At 62.2% G+C, this 22,170-nt stretch carries 24 protein-coding genes; 12 read left to right on the top strand and 12 right to left on the bottom strand.

Going from position 1 to position 22,170, the window contains the following annotated elements:
• Positions 1 to 235: 235 nt before the first annotated feature.
• Positions 236 to 1,435 (bottom strand): tyrosine--tRNA ligase, encoded by a 1,200-nt coding sequence (tyrS, locus tag ACIOVF_RS26645; protein ID WP_045199348.1) that lies wholly within the window; start codon positions 1,433 to 1,435, stop codon positions 236 to 238.
• Between the two features lie 210 nt (positions 1,436 to 1,645).
• On the opposite strand from tyrS, the gene ACIOVF_RS26640 reads away from it, so the two are divergent.
• Positions 1,646 to 3,067 carry a peptidoglycan DD-metalloendopeptidase family protein gene (locus ACIOVF_RS26640; protein ID WP_045199347.1) on the top strand — a complete coding sequence of 474 codons (1,422 nt, stop codon included), beginning with the start codon at positions 1,646 to 1,648 and terminating at the stop codon, positions 3,065 to 3,067.
• A 3-nt stretch (positions 3,068 to 3,070) separates the two neighbouring features.
• Positions 3,071 to 4,162: an anhydro-N-acetylmuramic acid kinase gene (locus ACIOVF_RS26635; protein WP_401293787.1), complete on the top strand. Its 1,092-nt coding sequence runs from the start codon at positions 3,071 to 3,073 to the stop codon at positions 4,160 to 4,162.
• Positions 4,163 to 4,219: 57 nt separating this feature from the next.
• Here the strand turns inward: ACIOVF_RS26635 and erpA are convergent, their stop codons facing one another.
• Both erpA and argC read right to left on the bottom strand, forming a co-directional pair.
• Entirely contained in the window at positions 4,220 to 4,570 is a 351-nt protein-coding gene (gene erpA, locus ACIOVF_RS26630; protein ID WP_010221479.1) for an iron-sulfur cluster insertion protein ErpA, read from the bottom strand.
• 158 nt (positions 4,571 to 4,728) lie between these two features.
• Entirely contained in the window at positions 4,729 to 5,763 is a 1,035-nt protein-coding gene (gene argC, locus ACIOVF_RS26625) for an N-acetyl-gamma-glutamyl-phosphate reductase (protein WP_195885146.1), read from the bottom strand.
• A 142-nt stretch (positions 5,764 to 5,905) separates the two neighbouring features.
• Between argC and hemJ the strand changes: the two genes are divergently transcribed.
• The 8 genes from hemJ to ACIOVF_RS26585 all read left to right on the top strand — a co-directional run bounded on the left by hemJ (position 5,906) and on the right by ACIOVF_RS26585 (position 11,256).
• Complete coding sequence (gene hemJ, locus ACIOVF_RS26620; RefSeq protein ID WP_045199341.1) at positions 5,906 to 6,331, top strand: protoporphyrinogen oxidase HemJ; 426 nt, start codon at positions 5,906 to 5,908, stop codon at positions 6,329 to 6,331.
• A gap of 33 nt (positions 6,332 to 6,364) precedes the next feature.
• Positions 6,365 to 7,321, top strand: a complete 957-nt coding sequence (locus tag ACIOVF_RS26615) for a nitronate monooxygenase family protein (protein ID WP_093378996.1) — start codon at positions 6,365 to 6,367, stop codon at positions 7,319 to 7,321.
• A gap of 31 nt (positions 7,322 to 7,352) precedes the next feature.
• Positions 7,353 to 7,811: a DUF805 domain-containing protein gene (locus ACIOVF_RS26610; protein WP_052676537.1), complete on the top strand. Its 459-nt coding sequence runs from the start codon at positions 7,353 to 7,355 to the stop codon at positions 7,809 to 7,811.
• An 80-nt stretch (positions 7,812 to 7,891) separates the two neighbouring features.
• Positions 7,892 to 8,665 carry an SDR family oxidoreductase gene (locus ACIOVF_RS26605; protein WP_045199338.1) on the top strand — a complete coding sequence of 258 codons (774 nt, stop codon included), beginning with the start codon at positions 7,892 to 7,894 and terminating at the stop codon, positions 8,663 to 8,665.
• A gap of 71 nt (positions 8,666 to 8,736) precedes the next feature.
• Positions 8,737 to 9,075, top strand: coding sequence for a histidine triad nucleotide-binding protein (locus ACIOVF_RS26600; protein WP_401293782.1), 339 nt, complete (start codon positions 8,737 to 8,739; stop codon positions 9,073 to 9,075).
• A gap of 65 nt (positions 9,076 to 9,140) precedes the next feature.
• Complete coding sequence (gene coq7, locus ACIOVF_RS26595; protein WP_045199333.1) at positions 9,141 to 9,788, top strand: 2-polyprenyl-3-methyl-6-methoxy-1,4-benzoquinone monooxygenase; 648 nt, start codon at positions 9,141 to 9,143, stop codon at positions 9,786 to 9,788.
• 8 nt (positions 9,789 to 9,796) lie between these two features.
• Positions 9,797 to 10,837: a DUF2157 domain-containing protein gene (locus ACIOVF_RS26590; protein WP_401293779.1), complete on the top strand. Its 1,041-nt coding sequence runs from the start codon at positions 9,797 to 9,799 to the stop codon at positions 10,835 to 10,837.
• Positions 10,837 to 11,256: a hypothetical protein gene (locus ACIOVF_RS26585; protein ID WP_052676536.1), complete on the top strand. Its 420-nt coding sequence runs from the start codon at positions 10,837 to 10,839 to the stop codon at positions 11,254 to 11,256. The genes ACIOVF_RS26590 and ACIOVF_RS26585 overlap by 1 nt, the downstream gene beginning before the upstream one ends.
• A 31-nt stretch (positions 11,257 to 11,287) precedes the next feature.
• Here ACIOVF_RS26585 and ACIOVF_RS26580 read toward each other — a convergent pair whose 3' ends face one another.
• Complete coding sequence (locus ACIOVF_RS26580) at positions 11,288 to 11,710, bottom strand: OsmC family protein (protein ID WP_010221469.1); 423 nt, start codon at positions 11,708 to 11,710, stop codon at positions 11,288 to 11,290.
• A gap of 192 nt (positions 11,711 to 11,902) precedes the next feature.
• Between ACIOVF_RS26580 and crp the strand changes: the two genes are divergently transcribed.
• The gene (gene crp, locus ACIOVF_RS26575) at positions 11,903 to 12,547 is read left to right on the top strand and encodes a cAMP-activated global transcriptional regulator CRP (RefSeq protein WP_045199329.1); all 645 of its coding nucleotides are present in this window, start codon (positions 11,903 to 11,905) and stop codon (positions 12,545 to 12,547) included.
• Here the strand turns inward: crp and ACIOVF_RS26570 are convergent.
• The 4 genes from ACIOVF_RS26570 to ACIOVF_RS26555 are packed head-to-tail and all read right to left on the bottom strand — an operon-like array spanning position 12,544 to position 15,787.
• A complete protein-coding gene (locus ACIOVF_RS26570) occupies positions 12,544 to 13,248 on the bottom strand; it encodes a lipoyl protein ligase domain-containing protein (RefSeq protein WP_045199328.1) in 705 nt (234 codons plus the stop codon). The two genes, crp and ACIOVF_RS26570, sit on opposite strands and share 4 nt — an antisense overlap.
• 53 nt (positions 13,249 to 13,301) lie before the next feature.
• Positions 13,302 to 14,138 (bottom strand): indole-3-glycerol phosphate synthase TrpC, encoded by an 837-nt coding sequence (gene trpC / locus ACIOVF_RS26565; protein WP_401293774.1) that lies wholly within the window; start codon positions 14,136 to 14,138, stop codon positions 13,302 to 13,304.
• Entirely contained in the window at positions 14,135 to 15,184 is a 1,050-nt protein-coding gene (gene trpD, locus ACIOVF_RS26560) for an anthranilate phosphoribosyltransferase (protein WP_093378983.1), read from the bottom strand. The genes trpC and trpD overlap by 4 nt, the downstream gene beginning before the upstream one ends.
• A 9-nt stretch (positions 15,185 to 15,193) precedes the next feature.
• A complete protein-coding gene (locus ACIOVF_RS26555; protein ID WP_195885148.1) occupies positions 15,194 to 15,787 on the bottom strand; it encodes an aminodeoxychorismate/anthranilate synthase component II in 594 nt (197 codons plus the stop codon).
• A 407-nt stretch (positions 15,788 to 16,194) separates the two neighbouring features.
• Between ACIOVF_RS26555 and estP the strand changes: the two genes are divergently transcribed.
• Entirely contained in the window at positions 16,195 to 18,114 is a 1,920-nt protein-coding gene (gene estP, locus ACIOVF_RS26550) for an esterase EstP (RefSeq protein WP_401293796.1), read from the top strand.
• Positions 18,115 to 18,161: 47 nt separating this feature from the next.
• On the opposite strand, the gene trpE is transcribed toward estP, so the two are convergent.
• The 4 genes from trpE to ACIOVF_RS26530 form a co-directional block, all read right to left on the bottom strand.
• The gene (trpE, locus tag ACIOVF_RS26545; protein ID WP_401293770.1) at positions 18,162 to 19,643 is read right to left on the bottom strand and encodes an anthranilate synthase component I; all 1,482 of its coding nucleotides are present in this window, start codon (positions 19,641 to 19,643) and stop codon (positions 18,162 to 18,164) included.
• Positions 19,644 to 19,712: 69 nt separating this feature from the next.
• Positions 19,713 to 20,531 carry a phosphoglycolate phosphatase gene (locus ACIOVF_RS26540; protein ID WP_123565381.1) on the bottom strand — a complete coding sequence of 273 codons (819 nt, stop codon included), beginning with the start codon at positions 20,529 to 20,531 and terminating at the stop codon, positions 19,713 to 19,715.
• Complete coding sequence (gene rpe, locus ACIOVF_RS26535; RefSeq protein ID WP_045199313.1) at positions 20,528 to 21,202, bottom strand: ribulose-phosphate 3-epimerase; 675 nt, start codon at positions 21,200 to 21,202, stop codon at positions 20,528 to 20,530. The genes ACIOVF_RS26540 and rpe overlap by 4 nt, the downstream gene beginning before the upstream one ends.
• A 132-nt stretch (positions 21,203 to 21,334) precedes the next feature.
• On the bottom strand, positions 21,335 to 22,162 hold the full coding sequence (locus ACIOVF_RS26530) for an ABC transporter permease (protein ID WP_045199311.1): 828 nt from the start codon (positions 22,160 to 22,162) through the stop codon (positions 21,335 to 21,337).
• Positions 22,163 to 22,170 lie beyond the last annotated feature (8 nt).

Here is a 22,170-nt window from a genome sequence, read left to right as displayed (position 1 = left end):
AGCACCTCCGGATGACCCTGGAACCGCTAACTCTTTGAAACTCAAGGAGTTTTCAGTTCCGACTGCGCCGGAAGTGGGGCGAATTATAGAGAGATCTGCGGGGGCGTCAAGGACTTATTTCAACTTTGTTTCAGAAGGGGCGGTTTGGCTATAAGTAGCAAGCTTCAAGCTGCAAGTAAAAGCAGAGGCACTGCGCTCAACTTGTAGCTTGCAGCTTATAGCTTGCCGCTACCGCCTACTCAGCCTTGAGGGTAACCCGGGCAAATGCCTTCTTGCCCGCCTGGCATACATGGGTCGCGCCAAGTGCAAACATGAAATCACGATCAACCACCGCACCGTCGACCTTCACCGCGCCGCCATTGAGCAGATCCCGCGCCATCGCCGAGTTCTTCACCAGACCCGCGCGGTTCAACACGGCAGCGATCGGCAAGCCTTCAGCCGCAGAGACCTCAACCTCTGGCAGATCCTCCGGCAACTCGCCCTCTTTCATACGGTTACCTGCCGCGCGGTGAGCATTGGCGGCAGCCTCCTCGCCATGGAAGCGTGCAACGATCTCTTCCGCCAGCTTGATCTTGATGTCACGCGGGTTTGCGCCATTGGCCACATCGGCACGCAACTGCTCGATCTCTTCCATGGAACGGAAGCTCAGCAGCTCGAAGTAACGCCACATCAGGGTGTCAGGAATCGACACGAGCTTGCTGTACATCACCCCAGGGGCTTCCTGGATGCCGACATAATTACCCAGGGACTTGGACATCTTCTTCACGCCGTCGAGCCCTTCGAGCAGCGGCATGGTCACGATGTTCTGTGCTTCCTGGCCGTAAGCACGTTGCAGCTCGCGCCCCATCAGCAGGTTGAACTTCTGGTCGGTACCGCCGAGCTCGACGTCGCACTTGAGTGCCACCGAGTCATAACCCTGCACCAGCGGATAGAGGAACTCATGGATCGCGATCGGCTGGTTGGTGGTGTAGCGCTTGTCGAAGTCGTCGCGCTCGAGCATGCGCGCCACGGTGTACTGCGACGCCAGGCGAATGAAGTCGGCCGGGGTGAGCTTGTCCATCCAGGTGGAGTTGAACGCGACTTCGGTCTTGGCCGGGTCGAGAATCTTGAACACCTGCTGTTTATAGGTCTCGGCGTTATCCAGTACCTGCTCGCGGGTCAGCGGCGGACGGGTAGCGCTCTTGCCGCTCGGGTCACCGATCATGCCGGTGAAGTCGCCAATCAGGAAGATCACCTGGTGACCCAGGTCCTGGAACTGGCGCAGCTTGTTGATCAGGACGGTATGCCCCAGGTGCAGGTCAGGCGCAGTCGGGTCAAAACCCGCCTTGATCCGCAGCGGCTGCCCGCGCTTGAGCTTCTCGACCAACTCGGACTCGACCAGTACCTCTTCCGCTCCACGCTTGATCAGCGCTAGCTGCTCTTCAACCGACTTCATAACAGACCCGTAAGGCTCAGATTCAAAGGGACCCAACCATACAAGATCAGCCATCAAATACAAGTTTTTGCCCCGAGTGTGACCTCGAAGCCGACTGATGACGTCTGCGCGCTTGCGCTGAAGGGGATTTGGTTATATTTTATACAGTTATTTCATCTTCATCATGTCATTCATCTTTTCCACTTCATCTATTTCAAAGTCAATTCATCTATGACCAACGAACCGCCTAAAGCGCCCCCGCTTTATCCGAAGAGCCACCTGTTGGCCGCCAGCGGCATCGCCGCCTTACTCAGCCTGGCCTTGCTGGTGTTCCCATCCAGCGAGGTCGAAGCCAAGAAAACCACCCTGAACCTGGAGCTGGAAAGCCCGGCAGAGCAACTCAAGCAGGAACAGGACGCCCCACTTACCCAGAACACCGACGCCGCCCCCTCACCGTTTGCGCAGATCGACAACAGCGCCGCCGCAACCGAGGAAACCGCCAAGACCGAGCCTGCGCCCGCCGCTGCCGAAGCCGCGCCAGCCAAGGACCCAAGCCACCGCGAAGTCACCGTGAGCCGTGGCGATACCCTGTCGACCCTGTTCGCCAAGGTCGGCCTGCCGGCTACCGCCGTGCATGAAGTGCTGGCCAGTAACAAGCAGGCCAAGCAGTTCAGCCAGCTCAAGCATGGCCAGGTACTGCAGATCGAACTGGACAAGGACGGCCAGCTGGCCAGCCTGCACAGCAAGCTCAGCGACCTGGAAACCATTCGCCTGACCAAGAGCGCCAACGGTTACGCGTTCAACCGTGAAATCAGCAAGCCCGTGGTGCGCTCGGCCTATGTACATGGCGTGATCAAGAGTTCGCTGTCGGCCTCGGCCCAGCGTGCCGGCCTGAATCACAACCTGACCATGGATATGGCGCGCATCTTCGGGTATGACATCGACTTCGCCCAGGATATCCGCCAGGGTGACGAGTTCGACGTGATCTATGAACAGAAGGTCATGAACGGCAAGGTCGTCGGTACCGGCAATATCCTCTCTGCCCGCTTCACCAACCGCGGCAAGAGCTTTACCGCAGTGCGCTACACCAACAAGCAGGGCAACACCAACTACTACACCGCCGACGGCAACAGCATGCGCAAGGCGTTCATCCGCACTCCGGTTGATTTCGCCCGCATCAGCTCGCGCTTCTCGGCTGGCCGCAAGCACCCGATCCTGAACAAGATCCGCGCGCACAAAGGTGTCGACTACGCAGCACCACGCGGTACACCGATCAAGGCGGCCGGTGACGGCAAAGTGCTGTTGGCAGGCCGCCGCGGCGGCTACGGCAACACCGTGATCATCCAGCACGGTAACCGCTACCAGACCCTGTACGGGCACATGCAGGGCTTCGCCAAGGGCGTGAAGACCGGCGGCACCGTCAAGCAAGGGCAGATCATCGGCTACATTGGCACCACCGGCCTGTCTACCGGCCCGCACCTGCACTACGAGTTCCAGGTCAACGGCGTCCACGTCGACCCGCTCGGGCAGAAGTTGCCAATGGCTGACCCGATCGCCAAGGCCGAGCGCCAGCGTTTCCTGCAGCAAAGCCAGCCACTGGTCGCGCGCATGGACCAGGAAAAGGCCACCCTGCTTGCTTCGAGCAAGCGTTAAGTAATGCCGCTCTATCTGGGTGTGATGTCCGGGACCAGCCTCGATGGCCTGGACATCGCCTTGATCGAACAGGAGCAGCAACTCACGCTGCTCGCCACCCATTACATCCCCATGCCCGCCGACCTGCGCCAGGACCTGCTGGCCCTGTGCGCCAGCGGGCCGGACGAGATTGCCCGCGCCGCCCTGGCCGAAAACCGCTGGGTGCAGCTTGCCGCCGAAGGTATCCAGCACCTGCTGGCCGCGCGCAACCTCACGCCCGAGGCCATTCGCGCCATCGGCAGCCATGGCCAGACCATTCGCCACGAACCGGCGCGCGGCTTTACCGTACAGATCGGCAACCCGGCGCTGCTGGCCGAGCTTACCGGCATCAGCGTGGTCAGCGACTTCCGTCGCCGTGACGTTGCCGCCGGCGGCCAGGGCGCTCCCCTGGTACCGGCCTTTCACGAAGCCCTGTTCGCCCATCAGGGCCAACGCCTGGCGGTGCTCAATGTCGGTGGCTTCAGCAATCTGAGCCTGATCGAACAGGACAAACCAGTCAGCGGCTTCGACTGCGGGCCGGGTAACGTGCTGCTCGATGCCTGGATTCAGCAGATACAAGGGCACAGCTATGACGCCAATGGTGCCTGGGCGGGCACCGGCCAAGTTATCCCAGGCCTGCTCGCCTCGCTACTGAGCGATCCGTTCTTCGCAGGCAGCGGCCCGAAAAGTACCGGCCGCGAAGTGTTCAACCTGCCTTGGCTCAATCAGCACCTGGCCCCTCAGCCAAGCCTTCGGGATGAAGACGTGCAGGCCACCCTGCTGGAACTGACCGCCCGTAGCATCGTCAGCTCGCTGCACGCGGCACAGGATGATACCCAGGCACTGCTGGTCTGCGGCGGCGGCGCCCACAATAGCGTGCTGATGCAGCGCCTGGCTGCTCTGTTGCCCAATGCCCGGGTCAGCAGCACTGCCGCTTGCGGGATCGACCCTGACTGGGTTGAGGCCATGGCCTTTGCCTGGCTGGCCCACTGCTGCCTGCAGCGCATCCCCGCCAACCGCCCCAGCGTCACCGCTGCCCGTGGCCTGCGGGTACTGGGCGCGATCTACCCGGCATAACTCGCAGACAGCAAAACGCCGCGCATCAGCGCGGCGTTTGCGGTACTGCCCTGGCGATCAGATCGAGAACGAAGAGCCGCAACCACAGGTCGTGGTGGCGTTCGGGTTCTTGATAACGAAACGCGAGCCTTCCAGGCCTTCCTGGTAATCCACCTCGGCTCCTGCCAGATACTGGAAACTCATCGGATCGACAACCAGAGCCACGCCTTCGCGCTCGACGATGGTGTCGTCTTCGGCAACGTCTTCATCGAAAGTGAAACCGTACTGAAAACCCGAGCAACCGCCGCCGGTCACGAAAACTCGCAACTTCAGGCGATCATTGCCTTCTTCATCGACCAGGGTCTTCACCTTGTGCGCTGCACCCTCAGTGAACTGCAATGCCACAGGGGTGAAGGATTCGACGCTCATGCTGACTATCTCCCGGCGCTATGCCGCCATAATGCGTGATGACGCGCATTATCCGCTTCTCCGAGAAAAGCGGTCAACAATACAAAAGCTGCAAGAGGTGAGCTGCAAGCTATAAGCGGATCGCGTGCGCCTTTTACTTGCAGCTTGAAAGCTGGCGTTTACGGAAGCAGACCAGCGTGGGAAAGGCCCATGCGCTCGTCCAGGCCAAAGAGGATGTTGAGGTTCTGTACCGCCTGCCCCGACGCGCCCTTGACCAGGTTGTCGATCACCGACAACACCACCACCAGGTCGCCGCCCTGTGGACGGTGCACGGCAATTCGGCAGACGTTGGCACCGCGCACGCTGCGGGTTTCCGGATGGCTGCCGGCCGGCATTACGTCGACGAACGGTTCATCGGCGTAGCGTTTTTCAAACAGCGCCTGCAGATCGACCGAGGTATCGGCGACGGTTGCATACAGGGTCGAATGGATACCGCGGATCATCGGGGTCAGGTGCGGCACGAAGGTCAGACCGACATCAGCACCCGCCGCCCGACGCAGGCCCTGGGTGATTTCCGGCAGGTGACGGTGCCCCTTGACCGCATAAGCCTTCATGCTTTCGCCCGCCTCACAGAACAGCGAGCCCACCGCCGCGCCACGGCCGGCGCCGCTGACCCCGGATTTGCAGTCGGCGATCAGCCGCGAGGCGTCGGCGATACCGGCTTCGAGCAGCGGCAGGAAGCCAAGCTGGGTAGCGGTTGGGTAGCAACCCGGTACGGCGATCAGGCGTGCCTGGCGAATTTGCTCGCGATTGACTTCAGGCAGGCCGTAGACCGCGTCCTTGAGCAGCTCGGGCGCGCCGTGCGGCTGACCGTACCACTTGGCCCACTCATCGGCGTCCTGCAGGCGGAAGTCGGCGGACAGGTCGATGACCTTGGTGCCCGCGGCCAGCAGCTCGCCGGCCAGGGCGTGAGCGACACCGTGCGGGGTGGCAAAGAACACTACGTCGCAGGCGGCCAGGGTCTTCACGTCCGGCACGCTGAAGGCCAGGCCGTCGTAGTGGCCTCGCAGGTTCGGGTACATATCGGCAACCGCCAGGCCAGCTTCGGAACGCGAGGTGATCACTGCCACCTCGGCCTGTGGATGCTGTGCCAACAGACGCAGCAGCTCGACCCCGGTGTAACCCGTGCCGCCAACGATACCGACCTTGACCATAACGCGTGCCCCTTATCAACGAACCATCAGGAAAGCCCACGATAATAGGGGCGCTGAAACACGCCCACAACTGTTGCGATGGCTCGCCGGGCCCCTTGCCTCTACTATCTGACCACCGTGAACCCTGAAGGAACTCAACCCCATGCTTTTTCTCTGGATCAAAGCGCTGCATATCGTCAGCGTGGTCTGCTGGTTTGCCGGCCTGTTCTACCTGCCGCGCCTGTTCGTCTATCACGCACAAAGCCAGGACAGCATCAGCCAGGAACGCTTCGTGATCATGGAGCGCAAGCTCTACCGCGGCATCATGCTGCCGGCGATGATCGCCAGCCTGGTCTTCGGCATCTGGCTGCTGAGCCTGACCCCGGGCTTCATGAGCCAGGGCTGGATGCACGCCAAGCTCACCCTGGTGGTGCTGCTGATCGGTTACCACCATATGTGCGGCGCACAGCTCAAGCGCTTCGCCCGCGGCGAAAACACTCGCAGCCACGTGTTCTACCGCTGGTTCAATGAAGTGCCGGTGCTGGTCCTGCTGGCCGTGGTAATTCTGGTGGTGGTCAAACCGTTCTAACCTAAACCCATACTCAGCCTCGGGAAACCTGCCATGTCATTGCCTGCCCTGCTCGAACAACGCTTGCGCCTGCCGGTGGTAGCGGCGCCGATGTTTCTGATCTCCAATCCGCAACTGGTACTGGCCTGTTGTGCCAACGGGGTGGTCGGCAGTTTCCCGGCCCTGAACCAGCGCGACAGCGCAGGCTTCAAGGCTTGGCTGGAAGAGATCGAAACGGGCCTGGCGGCCCTCGACAAACCTGCACCCTATGCCGTCAACCTGATCGTGCACCAGAGCAACCCGCGCCTGCAGGCAGACCTGGCGTTGTGCGTCGAGCACAAGGTGCCGATCGTCATCACCAGCCTCGGGGCGGTGAAGGAACTGGTCGATGCCGTGCACAGCTATGGCGGCCTGGTGTTCCATGACGTGACCACCCGCCGGCATGCCGAGAAAGCCGCCGAGGCCGGTGTCGACGGTCTGATTGCCGTAGCCGCGGGCGCCGGCGGCCACGCTGGCACCTGGAGCCCGTTCGCCCTGATCGCCGAGATTCGCCAGTTCTTCGACAAGACCTTGCTGCTGGCCGGTTGCATAAACCGTGGCCAGGAAATCCTCGCCGCGCAGTTGCTGGGCGCTGACCTCGCCTACCTGGGTACGCGCTTTATCGCCACCCACGAGAGCCAGGCGCCGGGGCCTTACAAAGAAATGATGCTTGAAGCCAAGGCAGCCGATATCATCCACACCGCTGCGGTTTCCGGGGTGCCTGCCAGCTTCATGCGCCAGAGCCTGGAAAACGCCGGTTTCGACATGGCCGCCCTGCGCAGCCACACCGAGACCAAGCTCAAACCCATCGACGACGAGGCCAAGGCCTGGAAGACCGTCTGGTCTGCCGGACAAGGTGTCGGTGCCATCGACCAGCTCTGCTCGGTCGAGCAACTGATTACCCGCCTGGATACCGAATACCGCCAGGCGCACGCCTCGGCCACAGCCCTTGGCCATCGCTGGCCGGGCTGACTCACGCTTTATCACGGCAAAGGAAGCCCGCATGTATGACACCCTGACTCTCGCCAACTCGAGCAAACCCAAGGTCATGAGCCTGGAAGGGCGAATTGGCCGCGTGCGCCTGCTGGCCTGGAGCCTGGTCTTGTTCGCTGCGACCATCGGCGGCATTTTCCTGGTGGCCTTGCTGTCCAGTTCAATGTCGCTGGACCTCGGCGGCCTGATGATGATCGGCCTGTTGTCGGCACGGATCCTGAGCATGCTGTTCATCGTCCAGCGCCTGCACGACCTGAACTGGAGCGGCTGGTTCTGCTGGCTGTCGATCCTTCCATGGGTCGGCAACTTCTTCATCCTGGTGCTGGTACTGATGCCCGGCACGCGTGGCAGCAACCGCTTCGGTGCGCCGCCAGTGCCCAACAACAACGCAGTGGTGATCCTGGCCTGGCTGTGGCTGGTCCTGGTTGCCGGGCTTGCATACGTCACCGTCACCCGCCCCGGCATCTAGACACGCCACGGGTAGCAGCACTCCGGGCCCGGCACCTGTAAACTGCGCACTTTGGCCACCCTTCCCGACTGGAGAACTGCATGACCCGTTACGCCATGATCACCGGTGCCTCCAGCGGCTTGGGCCTGGCACTGGCCGAGGCGCTGGCACGTCGGGGACGCAATTTGATCCTGGTGGCCCGACAGCGCGACCCGCTGGAAAGCATCGCCATCGAGCTGACCCAGCGGTTTGGCGTCGAAGTGCTTTTTCGTGCCTGCGACCTGGGCGAGCCGTTGCGGTTGTCGGGGTTCCTGCTGGAGCTGGAAGAAAGCGAGCGGCACATCGACTTGCTGGTCAACTGCGCCGGCATTCGCTCCTACGGGCACTTTCTGGCCCAGGAATGGAGCGATGAGCAGGACCTGATCGAGGTGAACATCCTCGCCCTGACCCGCCTCTGCCACGCCCTTGGCAATGCCATGGCGGTTCAGGGCGGCGGGCAGATACTCAACGTCGCTTCGCTTGCCGCCTTCGCGCCCGGCCCGTGGATGAGCAGCTACGCGGCAAGCAAAGCCTATGTGCTGCACTTTTCCGAAGGCCTGCGCGAAGAGCTCAAACGCACCGGCATCAAGGTTTCGGTGCTGTGCCCAGGCCCGGTGCGTTCGCCGTTGCGGCGTATCCCGCGGCTGGAAAACGGCCAACGCAGCCTGAGCCCGGAAGAAGTCGCGCTGTATACCGTACGCGCCCTGGACAAGAACCGCGCATTGATCATCCCCGGCCGGCGCAACCGCTGGCTGGCCTTCAGCCCGCGCTGGCTATCGCGCTGGCTGGCACGCAAGCTGGCCGGCGCCATCAACCAGGCCTATTGCCCGCGCTAGTTGTACAGGGCTGGGCGCAAGCGTCTGGCCTGCGTACACTCAAGTCCGATTACCCTCATGGAGCAGCCGTAGTGGATACTCTGTTTACCAAGATCATCAACCGGGAAATCCCGGCCAAGATCATCTACGAGGACGACCAGGTTCTGGCCTTCCACGATATCGCCCCGCAGGCACCGGTACATTTTCTGGTCATCCCGAAAAAACCGATCCGCACCCTCAACGATCTGGCCGAAGAAGACAAGGGCCTGGCCGGGCACATCCTGTTCACCGCCCAGCGGCTGGCCAAGGAACTGGGCTGCGAAGACGGCTTTCGCGTGGTCATGAACTGCAATGAGCTGGGTGGGCAAACCGTCTACCACATTCATATGCACGTGCTTGGCCAGCGTCAGATGCACTGGCCACCGGGCTGATCCAGGGCAAGCCCCGGCATCGCGATTGGGGTAAACTGTCGGGCACATTCTTGCGGAGGTGCCCGATGGCTACCGAACGTCACTATTCCCCGCTCGACCGCTTGTTGCTGCAGGCCGACACCGCCATGCGCACCTTGCTGCCCTTCAGCGGCCAGCCTTCCCGGCCGTCGCCGGCGATCATCCAGCCGGATGTCACCCTCGACGAAACCCAGACCCGCCATGTGGCCGGGCTCATGCGTATCAACCATACCGGTGAAGTCTGTGCCCAGGCGCTGTACCAGGGCCAGGCCCTGACCGCCAAGCTGCCCCAGGTTCGCAAGGCCATGGAGCACGCCGCCGAAGAAGAAATCGACCACCTGGCCTGGTGCGAACAGCGCATTCGCCAGCTCGGCAGCCACCCCAGCGTGCTCAACCCGCTGTTCTACGGTATGTCCTTCGGCATCGGTGCCCTCGCGGGCCTGGTCAGCGACAAGGTCAGCCTGGGTTTTGTCGCCGCCACCGAGCATCAGGTGTGCAAGCACCTGGACGAACACCTGGAGCAAATCCCGGCCGAGGATGAGAAATCCCGGGCGATTCTTGAGCAGATGCGCATCGACGAAGAGCAACATGCCGAATCGGCCCTGGATGCTGGCGGCTTCCGCTTCCCGGCACCGGTCAAGTTCGGCATGAGCCTGATGGCCAAGGTCATGACCAAAAGCACTTATCGTATCTAGGACCACCGATGACGGAACGCTTCGACGCCAAGGACCTGGCCCGCGCAGTCAGCGCCGGCGTTCTGAACCCGGGCCAGGATCAGGCCCTGCTTGAATTTCTCAAGCTCCAGCCGCAAACCCAGGCCAGTTTCCAGCTGGCCCACGTGGCGTTTTACTTCGGCGCCCTGCTGATCATGGCCGCCATGGGCTGGCTGCTCAGTGAAGCCTGGATGCGCGTCGGTGACAGCGCCCTGCTGCTGGTCTCACTGATTTATATCGGCGTACTGACCCTGGGCGCCTTGCTAATGCAACGCCGCGGCCAGGTCATCCCTGCTGGCGTACTTGCTGCGGTGGCGGTGAGCATCGTACCGCTGGCAGTGTTTGCGGCGCAGCGACTCAGCGGTTTCTGGCTACTGGACAACGCCCAGGGCAACTACCACAACTACTACACCTACGTGCAGGACGGTTGGCTGCTGATGGAGGCGGCGACGATACTGGCCGGCTTGTTGATGCTGCGCCTGATCCCGTTTCCGTTCATCGTCATGCCGATTGCCGTGGCCTTGTGGTTCATGTCCATGGACCTGAGCGAATGGTTCTATGGCGAGGCCTTCGACTGGAATCAGCGGCGTACGGTGTCACTGTGGTTTGGCCTGGCGACATTGCTGGTGTTCCTGGTGATCGACGGTCGCACCCGCCAGGACTATGCCTTCTGGGGCTATCTGGCCGGATTGCTGGCCTTCTGGCTCGGCTTGCCGCTGCTGGATACCGACAGTGAATGGGACAAAGCGCTTTATGGTCTGATCAACCTTGGCCTGATGGGCATAGCACTGTTGCTGCGCCGTCCGCTGTTCATGGTCTTTGGTGGCATGGGCGTGGCGATGTACCTGGGTTACCTGTCTTACGAGGTGTTTGCCGAGTCGCTGCTGTTCCCGGTGGTGCTGACCCTGATCGGGTTGGGCGTGATTGGCTTGGGGCTTTTCTATCAGAAGCACCGCGAGGCTTTGAGCAGCCGTTTGCAGGCGCGATTGCCGCAAGGCTTGCTGAAGCTGCTGCCGGGGTTGCGCCACTGATGATTCGGTTATTTTGCCTTCGCTTGCTGCAAAGCCTGGGGCTGGTGCTGGTGGCTTATCTGTTCGTGTGCCTGCTGACTGCCGGCATGAGCGGGGAACCCTTTAGCCTGAAACTGCCTGACATCTCCCAACCTGATGGCAACAGTGCCGTCGACCTGTGGGTGTTCTCACTGCCCGGGCAACTGCTGTTGCTGCTGGCCGGCTGCTTCATTCACAGGCAGCGCCTGCTTGCCTTGGCCTTTGTGCTATCGGCCGCGCTGACGGCCTGGCTGCAGTGCCTGATATTTGCCGACGCCTTTGGCAATACCTGGAGTAGCGCAGAAATCGTCGGTCTGCTCGTCTTCAACCTGCACTGGTTGGTGGTGGCGCTGGTTCCGGGGCTGGCCTGGCTGATCGGGCTGGAGCGCCTGCGCCGTTAGCCCGCCCCCACAGGAGCGGGCTTGCTGGTAATCAACCGAGCTCGACAATCTCGTAGCTGTGGGTGATCTCGACACCGGCCCGGCCGAGCATGATCGAGGCCGAGCAATACTTCTCTGCCGACAGCTCGACCGCACGCTTGACCTGGGCTTCTTTCAGGCCACGGCCCTTGACCACGAAATTCAGGTGGATTTTGGTGAATACCTTCGGGTCTTCGCTGGCGCGCTCGGCTTCAAGGAAAGCTTCGCAGCTCTCTACTGCCTGGCGGGATTTCTTCAGGATGCTGACTACATCGAAGTTGCTGCAGCCACCCAGGCCCAACAGCAGCATTTCCATGGGCCGTACACCCAGGTTGCGGCCACCGGCCTCGGGCGGGCCATCCATCACGACCACATGGCCACTGCCCGATTCGCCCAGAAACATGGCTTCACCTGCCCACTGGATACGCGCCTTCATTACCTGGACTCCCTTGATTGAAAAAAGGCTGCCAGCTTAGACCCTGCGAGCCCGGCGGAAAAGCTCAAGCGCATGAGTAAATCTGCCGATAGAAGGACAAGTGTCTGATAAGCTGACGCCAAATCACTGGCGCTTATCGCCAGACTATCTATAAAAGAAATTGAAGCGTCGCCTCCTGACCGGGATCCAGCCATGGTTGCATCAGCCCTTCCAGCCAAGATCAAGAACATCGACAAGCTGCTGGTCCATTGCCAGCGCCGCCGCTATGCGGCCAAGAGCAACATCATCTGCGCCGGTGACAAGGCCGAAACCCTGTCCTTTATCGTCAAGGGCTCGGTGACCATCCTTATCGAGGATGACAACGGCCACGAAATGATCATCGCCTACCTCAACAGTGGCGACTTTTTCGGCGAGCTGGGGCTGTTTGAACCCGCCGGCCAGGAACACCAGCGCAGCGCCTGGGTGCGGGCCAAAAGCGAATGTGAAGTTGCAGAAATCAGCTACGAAAAATTCCGTGAACTGGCGCGTCACGACCCGGACATTCTCTATGCCCTGGGCAGCCAGATGGCCCAGCGCCTGCGCAACACCACGCGCAAGGTCGGCGACCTGGCCTTCTTCGACGTCACCGGCCGGGTAGCCCGCTGCCTGCTGGAATTGTGCAAGCAGCCAGACGCCATGACCCACCCCGACGGCATGCAGATCAAGATCACCCGCCAGGAAATCGGCCGCATCGTCGGTTGTTCGCGGGAGATGGTTGGCCGCGTCCTCAAGGATCTCGAAGAGCGCAGCCTGGTACACGTCAAGGGCAAGACCATGGTGGTCTTCGGTACCCGTTAATCGCGGGCGATGCCTTTGATCACTTCGGCATAGGCCTGGCCAAGGCGCTCGAGCAGTGGCGCCTCGGGTACCACCTCGTGCAAAGCGATGTGGCTGTCGGCCAGGCAGCGCTGCTCCAGCTCGCAGCATTCGTTGAAGCGGTTGACCGCCGCCACCATCGACTCGCGCTGGTTATCCAGCAGCAACGCACCATGAACCAACACCACCGGGCGCTTGCCACCCAGGCCCTGGCGCCAGCGCTGGGCAGTGCCGACCAGTTTGCGACCGTTGAGGTTGACGTTGTAGCGGCCATCGCAGAACGCCCCTTCGATTTCCCCCACCGATGCCATCCCGCCCCATTCGCGCAGCACATCACACAGCGGCAGGCACAGGCGCTCGTAGGCGTTTTCGATACGGCCGTGATCACCTTCGCTTTTTGGTGCGACGTAAACCAGTGCGATGTTGATCACCGCCGGCGACTGCGGCACTGGCTCACCACCGGTTTCGCGCAGAAGCACCGGCCAACCGGCAATCGCAAGCTCGGCGCAGGCCGCCTCGAAGCCTTCGAGGCGGCTCATGCGCCGGGGCATGACCAGGGCATGATCGGTCGGTCGCCAGAACAACAGGCCATGATCCTTTTCGCCCTTGCATACCGCCGCCAGCAGCTCCTGTTCGGCGTGCAGCCCGGCCTCGACAGTGACATCAAGCACTTGATCAGTCATCGCATTAACCTTGTAGAGACAAAAAAGCCGGCATCGCCGGCTTCAGAGTTGAATCAGTCCAGGCCTTGCACCGGGTTCTGCACCACACGCTCCGGGAAGAACAGGCGCTGCAGCTCCAGCCCCGGGTGTTCGGCGCGCATGAACGCTTCGCCGACCAGGAAGGAGTAGACCTCGTTGATTTCCATCAGCTCGACGTCGGCGCGGTTGAGGATGCCGCTCTCGGTAATGGCCAGGCGATCACGGGGGATGCGCGGCAGCAGGTCGAGGGTGGTTTCCAGGCTGACTTCAAAGGTGTGCAGGTTGCGGTTGTTGACGCCCACCAGCGGCGTGTCGAGAGCCTTCAGCGCCCGCTCCAGCTCGTCGCCGTCGTGCACTTCGACCAGCACATCAAGGCCCACGCCTTTTGCCGTCGCGGCCAATTCGGCCATCTTCACGTCATCCAGCGCGGCAACGATCAGCAGCACACAGTCGGCGCCCAGGGCCCGGGCTTCGACGATCTGATAAGGATCGATCATGAAGTCCTTGCGAATCACCGGCAGCTTGCACGCGGCGCGCGCCTGTTGCAGGTAGATGTCGCCGCCCTGGAAGTAATCGACGTCGGTCAGCACCGACAGGCAGGTCGCGCCGCCCTTCTCGTAGCTGACGGCAATGTCGGCCGGAATGAAGTTTTCGCGGATCACGCCCTTGCTTGGCGAGGCTTTCTTGATTTCGGCAATGACTGCAGGCTGCTTGCGCTTGGCCTGTTCGATAAGGGCCTTGGCAAAACCGCGTGGCGCATCGGCAGCGGCCGCCAGGCGTTCAAGCTCGGAAAGGCTGACACGAGCGCTGCGCTCGGCGACTTCTTCGACCTTGCGCGCCAGAATGTTTTCCAGAACCGTCGGCACACTCATCCTTCATTCTCCTGCTTGAATACCGCGGTAAAGGCACCGAGCTCTTCGAGTTTTTCCCGGGCAAGGCCAGTGTGCAATGCGTCGTGAGCCAGCTCCACGCCCTGCTTGAGGCTCATGGCGTGGTCGGCGGCGTACAGTGCGGCGCCGGCGTTGAGCACAATCATTTCCGCAGCCTTCTGGCCGTTCTCGGTCTTGCGCCGGCCCAGGGCATCGCGGATCAGCTCCAGCGACTTGGCCGGGCTCTCCACGGCCAGGCCATGCAGGCTCTGGCTTTTCATGCCGAGGTCTTCGGGCTCGACCCAGTACTCGCTGATCTGGTCGTTCTTGAGTTCAGCAACGAAGGTTGGCGCCGACAGGCTGAATTCGTCCAGGCCATCTTTCGAATGCACCACCAGCACATGCTTGCTGCCCAGGCGTTGCAGCACTTCAGCCAGTGGGCGGCACAGTGCCTGGGTGAACACGCCGACGACCTGGTGCTTGACCCCGGCCGGATTCGTAAGCGGGCCGAGCATGTTGAACAGGGTACGCAAGCCCAGGTCACGACGCGGGCCGGCGGCGTATTTCATCGCCTTGTGGTGGGTCTGGGCAAACATGAAGCCAATGCCGACGCTGTCGATGCAGCGTGCAACCTGCACCGGCGTCAGGTTCAGGTAGATGCCAGCGGCTTCCAGCAGGTCGGCGCTGCCACTCTTGCCCGAGACCGCACGGTTACCGTGCTTGGCCACGGTGCAACCGGCGGCGGCGACGACGAAGGCCGATGCGGTGGATACGTTGAAGATGTTGGCGCCATCACCGCCAGTGCCGACCACGTCGACCACCTGGTCGAGGGTGTTGAGCTCGACTTTGTCGGCCAGCTCGCGCATCACCGACACGGCACCGACAATTTCATCGATGCTCTCGCTCTTCATGCGCATGCCCATCATGAAGGCGCCGATCTGCGCCTCGGTGCATTGGCCGGTCATGATTTCGCGCATGACATCGCGCATTTCTTCGGTGCTCAGGTCCAGGTGGCCGACGATGCGGCTCAGCGCGCTCTTGATATCCATGTTCGATCCTTAACGGCGGCCGCCGGTCTGCTTGAGGAAATTGGCGAACAGCTCGTGGCCCTGCTCGGTGAGGATCGATTCGGGGTGGAACTGCACCCCTTCGATGTTCAGCTCTTTATGGCGCAGGCCCATGATCTCGTCCACCGAGCCGTCTTCAAGGGCGGTCCAGGCGGTCAGCTCCAGGCACTCGGGCAGGGTTTCGCGCTTGACCACCAGCGAGTGGTAGCGGGTCACGGTCAGCGGGTTGTTGAGGCCGGCAAACACGCCCTGGTCCTTGTGCAGCACCGGGCTGGTCTTGCCATGCATCACCTGGCGGGCGCGCACGACTTCACCGCCGAAGGCCTGGCCGATGGACTGGTGGCCCAGGCATACGCCGAGGATCGGCAACTTGCCGGCAAAATGCTTGATGGCCTCCAGCGACACACCGGCTTCGGTCGGGGTGCAGGGGCCAGGGGAAACGACAATGCGCTCGGGGTTAAGGGCTTCGATCTGGGCGATGGTCAGTTCGTCATTGCGAATGACCTTGACCTCTGCACCCAGCTCGCCGAGGTATTGTACGACGTTGTAGGTAAAGGAGTCGTAGTTGTCGATCATCAGTAACATCTGGGTTCAACCTCTTGCATCTACTGACTTTGAATACATGCCTTTCGATGTGCCTGTGCTCGGTGCTACAGGTGCGAGCTTCCCGGTGCACACCAGCAAGCGCCGGTTACAGCAGGTAAAGCATTCAGAAAGGCAAAGCGGTACAGGGCCGGCTAACCGGCAAGAGATAAAGTCAGGCGCGCCAACGCCAACGGGCGTGGGCCTTGATAACGCGCATCAAGAGTTTGCTGACGATCAACACGGGGTAGGTCTCGTTCATACGTTCCCGCACAGTAGCCTACCGGCGCGGTCCACGCAATATGACGGTGGCATGCCGAAACGCTTTAGCGATGGAAGACGCGCGGAATGTTTTGCTAACGTCGTAAGGCGTCATCCGATAACAACAACGAAAAAGGATCTTTGCGATGTTGAACGCGCGCTCCCTGTTGCCTTGTGCATTCTCGCTGCTGGCCCTGGCCTGCTCCAGCGTCCATGCCGCCCCCTCCCCTTACTTAACTCTGATCGTCTTCGGCGACAGCCTTGCCGATGCCGGGCAGTTCCCCGACAGCAATGGCCCGGCGGGTTCCACCCAGCGCTTTACCAATCGGGTCGGGCCAACATACGCCAACGGCGAAGCCTTCGGCGCGGTTTCGCCCATGCTGCTCGGTGCCCAGCTGGGTGTTGCTGCGGCCGACCTGGGCGCTTCGACCTCGCCAGTCAATGCCGCGCTGGGTCGCCCGGACGGCAACAACTGGGCAGTGGGTGGTTACCGTACCGACCAGATTCTCGACTCGATCACTGGTACTTCCGACGTGATCATTCCACCGGGCAACCCCGGCGCCGGCACCGTGCTGCGCGAACGCCCGGGCTATCTGGCCGGTGGCCTGCGCGCCGACCCCAACGCGCTTTACTACCTGACCGGTGGCGGCAACGACTTCCTCCAGGGCCAGATCACCAGCCCGGCAACCGCCGCAGCTGCCGCCAATCGCCTGGCCGCCAGCGCCCAGGCCCTGCAACAGGGTGGCGCGCAGTACATCATGGTCTGGCTGCTGCCCGACCTGGGCCTGACTCCGGCCATCAACGGCACGCCGATGCAGGGCCCGGCTTCGCAGTTGAGCAGTATCTTCAACCAGCAACTGGTCGGCCAGCTGAGCCAGATTGATGCACAAGTTATTCCGCTCAATGTGCCGTTGCTGCTCCAGGAAGCCCTGGCTGCTCCGACGCAGTTCGGCCTGGCCAGCGGGCAGAACCTGGTCGGTACCTGTTTCAGCGGCAATGGCTGTGTGCAGAACGCAACCTACGGCATCAACGGTGCCACGCCCGACCCGAGCAAGCTGCTGTTCAACGATTCGGTCCACCCCACCAGTGCTGGGCAGGAGCTGATTGCCGACTACGCGTTTTCGATTCTTTCCGCCCCTTGGGAGCTGACGCTGTTACCAGAAATGGCCCACGCCAGCCTGCGCGCGCATCAAGATGAACTGCGCAACCAGTGGCAAGGCAGCTGGCAGCCGGTTGGCCAATGGCAGGCCATCGTAGCCGCCGGGGGGCAGAACCTGGATATCGACAGCCAGCGCAGCTCGGCCAGCGCCGACGGCCATGGCTATAACCTGACCCTGGGCGGCAGCTATCGTCTGGACGAGGCCTGGCGTATTGGCGTGGCCACAGGCGTTTACCAGCAGAAGCTCGAAGCCGGCGAGCAAGACTCCGACTACAAGCTCGACAGCTACCTGGCAACCGCTTTCGTGCAGTTCCAGCAGAACCAGTGGTGGGCCGATGCCGCCCTGACCGGCGGGCACCTGGACTACAGCGACTTGAAGCGCACCTTCGCCCTGGGGGTAAATGATCGCAGCGAGAAAGGTGATACCGACGGTGAGCTGTGGGCCTTCGCCGCTCGCCTGGGTTATGACCTGGCAGCGCCCGGCAGCCAGTGGAGCCTGTCGCCTTTTGTCAGCGCCGACTATGCACGGGTGAAAGTCGATGGCTATTCGGAGAAAGGCAGCCGCGCCACTGCCCTGAGCTTTGACGATCAGGACCGCGAATCACGACGCCTGGGCCTGGGCTTGCAGGGCAAGTACCAGGCCGGGCCCAGCACCTTGCTGTTCGCCGAAGTCGCTCACGAGCACGAGTTCGAGGACGACCAGCAGGACCTGACCCTCCACCTCAACAGCCTGCCGGGCAACGACTTCACCCTGACCGGCTACACCCCGCAGAGCAATCTGAACCGGGCGACCCTGGGTTTGAGCCAGAGCCTGGCACCGGGCCTGGCCCTGCGCGGCAGCTACAACTGGCGCAAGAGCGACGAACTGACCCAGCAGGGGATCAACCTGGCATTAAGCCTGGAGTTCTAGGGAGGGGGAAAACGGCGCCTGCTACCAACAGGCGCCGTGGATCAGGCTCAGCTACGTGGCGTCTGCTCGGCCAGCGCCACCGCACGGAACATCGCCCGGCGCTTGTTGATGGTTTCTTCCCACTCAAGCGCTGGCACCGAGTCGGCAACAATGCCGCCACCGGCCTGCACGTGCAGCTCGCCGTCCTTGATCACCGCGGTACGGATGGCAATTGCGGTATCCATGTTGCCGTTCCAGGCAAAATACCCCACCGCACCACCGTAGACGCCGCGTTTGACCGGCTCCAGCTCATCAATGATTTCCATGGCGCGGATTTTCGGCGCGCCGGACAAGGTGCCCGCCGGCAGGATGGCACGCAGGGCATCCATGGCGCTCAAGCCCTGCTTCAGCTCGCCGGTGACGTTGGACACAATGTGCATGACGTTGGAATAACGCTCGATCACCATCTTCTCGGTGACTTTGACCGAGCCGGTTTCCGACACCCGGCCGGCGTCGTTGCGGCCCAGATCGATGAGCATCAGGTGCTCGGCGATTTCCTTGTCGTCAGACAGCAAGTCTTCTTCCAGCGCGTGATCAGCCTCTTCGGTGGCGCCGCGTGGGCGGGTACCGGCGATCGGGCGCACGGTGACCAGGTTGTCTTCGACCCGCACCAGCACTTCCGGCGAGCTGCCCACTACGTGGAAGTCGCCGAAGTTGAAGAAGTACATGTATGGCGTCGGGTTGAAGCAGCGCAACGCCCGGTACAGGTCGATCGGCGCGGCCTTGAAGTCGATGGACATACGCTGCGATGGCACCACCTGCATGCAGTCGCCAGCGAGGATGTATTCCTTGATGGTATCGACCGCACGTTCGTAGTCGCTCTGGGTAAAGCTTGAGCGGAACTCAGGTTCTGCCGGCAGCGGCCCACCCAGATCGAGGCCGCGACGCGGGGCGATAGGCTGGCGCAGTTGCTCAAGCAGGCCTTCGAGCCGGGCCAGGCCGTTTTCGTAAGCGTCTTGTTCAGCCGGATCGGCGAGGACAATGGCGTGCATCTTGCCGGCCAGGTTGTCGAACACTACCACGGCATCGGAGACCATCAGCAAGATGTCCGGCACGCCCAGCGGATCAGGGTTCGGGCACTTGCCCAGGCGCCGCTCGACATAACGCACGCAGTCATAACCGAAGTAGCCGACCAGGCCGCCGTTGAAGCGCGGCAGGCCGGCGATGGTCGGCACCTGGTAGCGCTCCTTGAAAGCTTCGACGAAGGCCAGCGGATCTTCCACTTCGTGCTGCTCGACCAGTTCACCGTCATGGGTGATCCGCACCTGGTGATCGTGCACACGCAACACGGTGCGGCACGGCAGGCCGATGATCGAGTAACGCCCCCACTTCTCGCCGCCCTGCACCGATTCGAGCAGGTAGGAGTTGGCGTGGTCAGCCAGTTTCAGGTAGATCGACAGCGGCGTGTCGAAGTCGGCCAGGGTCTCGCAGGCCAGGGGAATGCGGTTGTAGCCGGCAGCGGCCAGGCGCAGGAATTCTTCGCGGGTCATGATAGCCTCGTGGCAAGCAGCAGATGGGTCAGGCAGGCAAGCAGGCCGGCGCGGGCCGGCGGATAGCAGTCAGGCGCGCCAACGCCAGCGGGCCAGGGCCTTGATGACTTTCATCCAGAGTTTGCCGATAACCGCCACGATGGAATCTCGATCTGAGGGGGATTGAACGTCCGCCAACGTTATCCCAGTGGCCGGATCTAAGCAACCAGGCAACAGCGCGCGCAGGTCGTCGATGACCAGGCACGGCGCCTCTTCGCTGATCGGCCGGCCATGGTTGTAGCCATAGGTCAGGCCAACGCATTTGACCCCGGCAGCCTTGGCCGCCAGCACGTCGCTGCGCGAGTCGCCAACGAACAGCGCCTGCTCGGGCTCGACGCTGGCCATTTTCATCACGAACAGCAAGGCAGCCGGATCGGGCTTTTTCTGCGGCAGGGTGTCGCCGCCGATGATCCAGCGGAAATAACGGCCGATTTTCATCTGGTCAAGCAAAGGTGCAACGAAGCGCTCGGGCTTGTTGGTGATCAGGGCCATTTCCACGCCCTGCTTGTGCAACCACTTGAGGGTGTCGCGCACGCCGGGGTAGACCACCGTCAGCTCATGGCTTTCGGCGTAGGCCTGCATGAACAGCTCCAGGCCCCGTTCGGCTTCGTCGTCATCCACTGCGCCATGCTCGATGCCACCGGCCAGCGCGCGGCGCACCAGCACCGGCGCACCATTGCCGACCCAGTGGCGTACCGCCTCAAGGCCAGCGGCCGGGCGGCCCATTGCGAGCAGCATGTTATCCACCGCCGCTGCCAGGTCCGGTACCGAATCGATCAGGGTACCGTCCAGATCAAACATCACCAGTTTGGGCAGGGCGCCGGGGAACAGCTGCTCGAAGCCACTCATGGGCGGGCCAGGGCCAGTTCGGCGTGCATCTTGGCAATCACCTCACGGTAGTCCGGGGTGTTGAAGATCGCCGAACCGGCGACGAAGGTGTCGGCGCCAGCAGCAGCGATTTCACGGATGTTGCCGACGTTGACGCCGCCGTCGATTTCCAGACGGATATCACGGCCGCTGGCATCGATCAGCGCGCGGGCTTCGCGCAGCTTGTCGAGGGTGCCGGGGATGAATTTCTGGCCACCGAAGCCTGGGTTGACGCTCATCAACAGGATCATGTCGACCTTGTCCATCACGTACTTGAGGGTGTCTAGCGGGGTCGCCGGGTTGAACACCAGGCCGGCCTTGCAACCGCCGTCGCGAATCAACTGTAGCGAACGATCGATGTGCAGGGTGGCTTCCGGATGGAAGGTAATGTAGCTGGCGCCGGCTTCGATGAAGTCACCGATGATGCGGTCGACCGGGCTGACCATCAGGTGCACGTCGATCGGTGCGGTGATGCCGTATTTGCGCAAGGCGGTGCAGACCATCGGGCCGATGGTCAGGTTGGGCACGTAATGGTTGTCCATCACATCGAAGTGAACGATGTCGGCACCCGCGGCCAGGACGTTGTCGACTTCCTCGCCGAGGCGGGCGAAGTCGGCAGAAAGAATCGAGGGGGCAATAGCGTAGGGCTGCATGGCGCACCTGTAGGCAGAATCACAGTGGCGCGCATTGTACCTCAGGCAAACGCTCAGGGGCTGACCGGTATCAAGGCGGTCGACGGGTGCTCATCGCGGGGCAAGTCGACTCGACTCGCCCCGCGAACGATCTCAACCCGGCTGCTGGGTACGCAGCTTCTCGCTGCGCCCACGCAACCACTCCAGGGTCAGCAACAGCACCACCGAGAAGGCAATCAGCAAGGTTGCAGCGGCGGCGATGGTCGGGCTGAGGTTCTCGCGAATGCCGCTGAACATCTGCCGTGGCAGGGTCGCCTGCTCGGGGCCGGCAAGGAACAGGGTGACCACCACTTCGTCAAAAGACGTGGCAAAAGCGAACAGCGCCCCGGAGATCACCCCCGGCGCAATCAGCGGCAGGGTAACCCGCCGGAAGGTGGTCAGCGGCGAGGCGCCCAGGCTGGCGGCGGCACGCACCAGGTTATGGTTGAAGCCCTGCAGGGTCGCCGAAACGGTGATGATGACGAACGGCACGCCCAACACCGCATGCACCAGGATCAGCGAGATAAAGCTGTTGCCCATACCCAGCGGGGCAAAGAACAGGTAGCTGGCCACACCGATGATCACCACCGGCACCACCATGGGCGAAATCACCAGGGCCATGATCAGCGACTTGCCGGGGAAATCACCGCGGGTCAGGCCGATCGAAGCCAGGGTGCCGAAGATCATCGCCAGCACCGTGGCCGCCGGGGCGACGATGATGCTGTTCTTCAGCGCGCGCATCCACTCGGCGGAGGCGAAGAAGTCGTGGTACCACTGCAGCGAAAAGCCCTGCAGCGGGTAGACCAGGAAGCTGCCGGAGTTGAACGACAGCGGAATGATCACCAGCACCGGCAACACCAGGAACAACAGGATCAGCCCGCAAAGGATGCGCAAGCTGTAGAACCAGACCCGCTCGACGGGCGACATGTAGGGGCTCAGCATGACAACGC

Source organism: Pseudomonas sp. NPDC087612, from assembly GCF_044743505.1.
Taxonomy (GTDB): domain Bacteria; phylum Pseudomonadota; class Gammaproteobacteria; order Pseudomonadales; family Pseudomonadaceae; genus Aquipseudomonas.
This window is presented reverse-complemented; position numbering and strand designations above follow the sequence as displayed.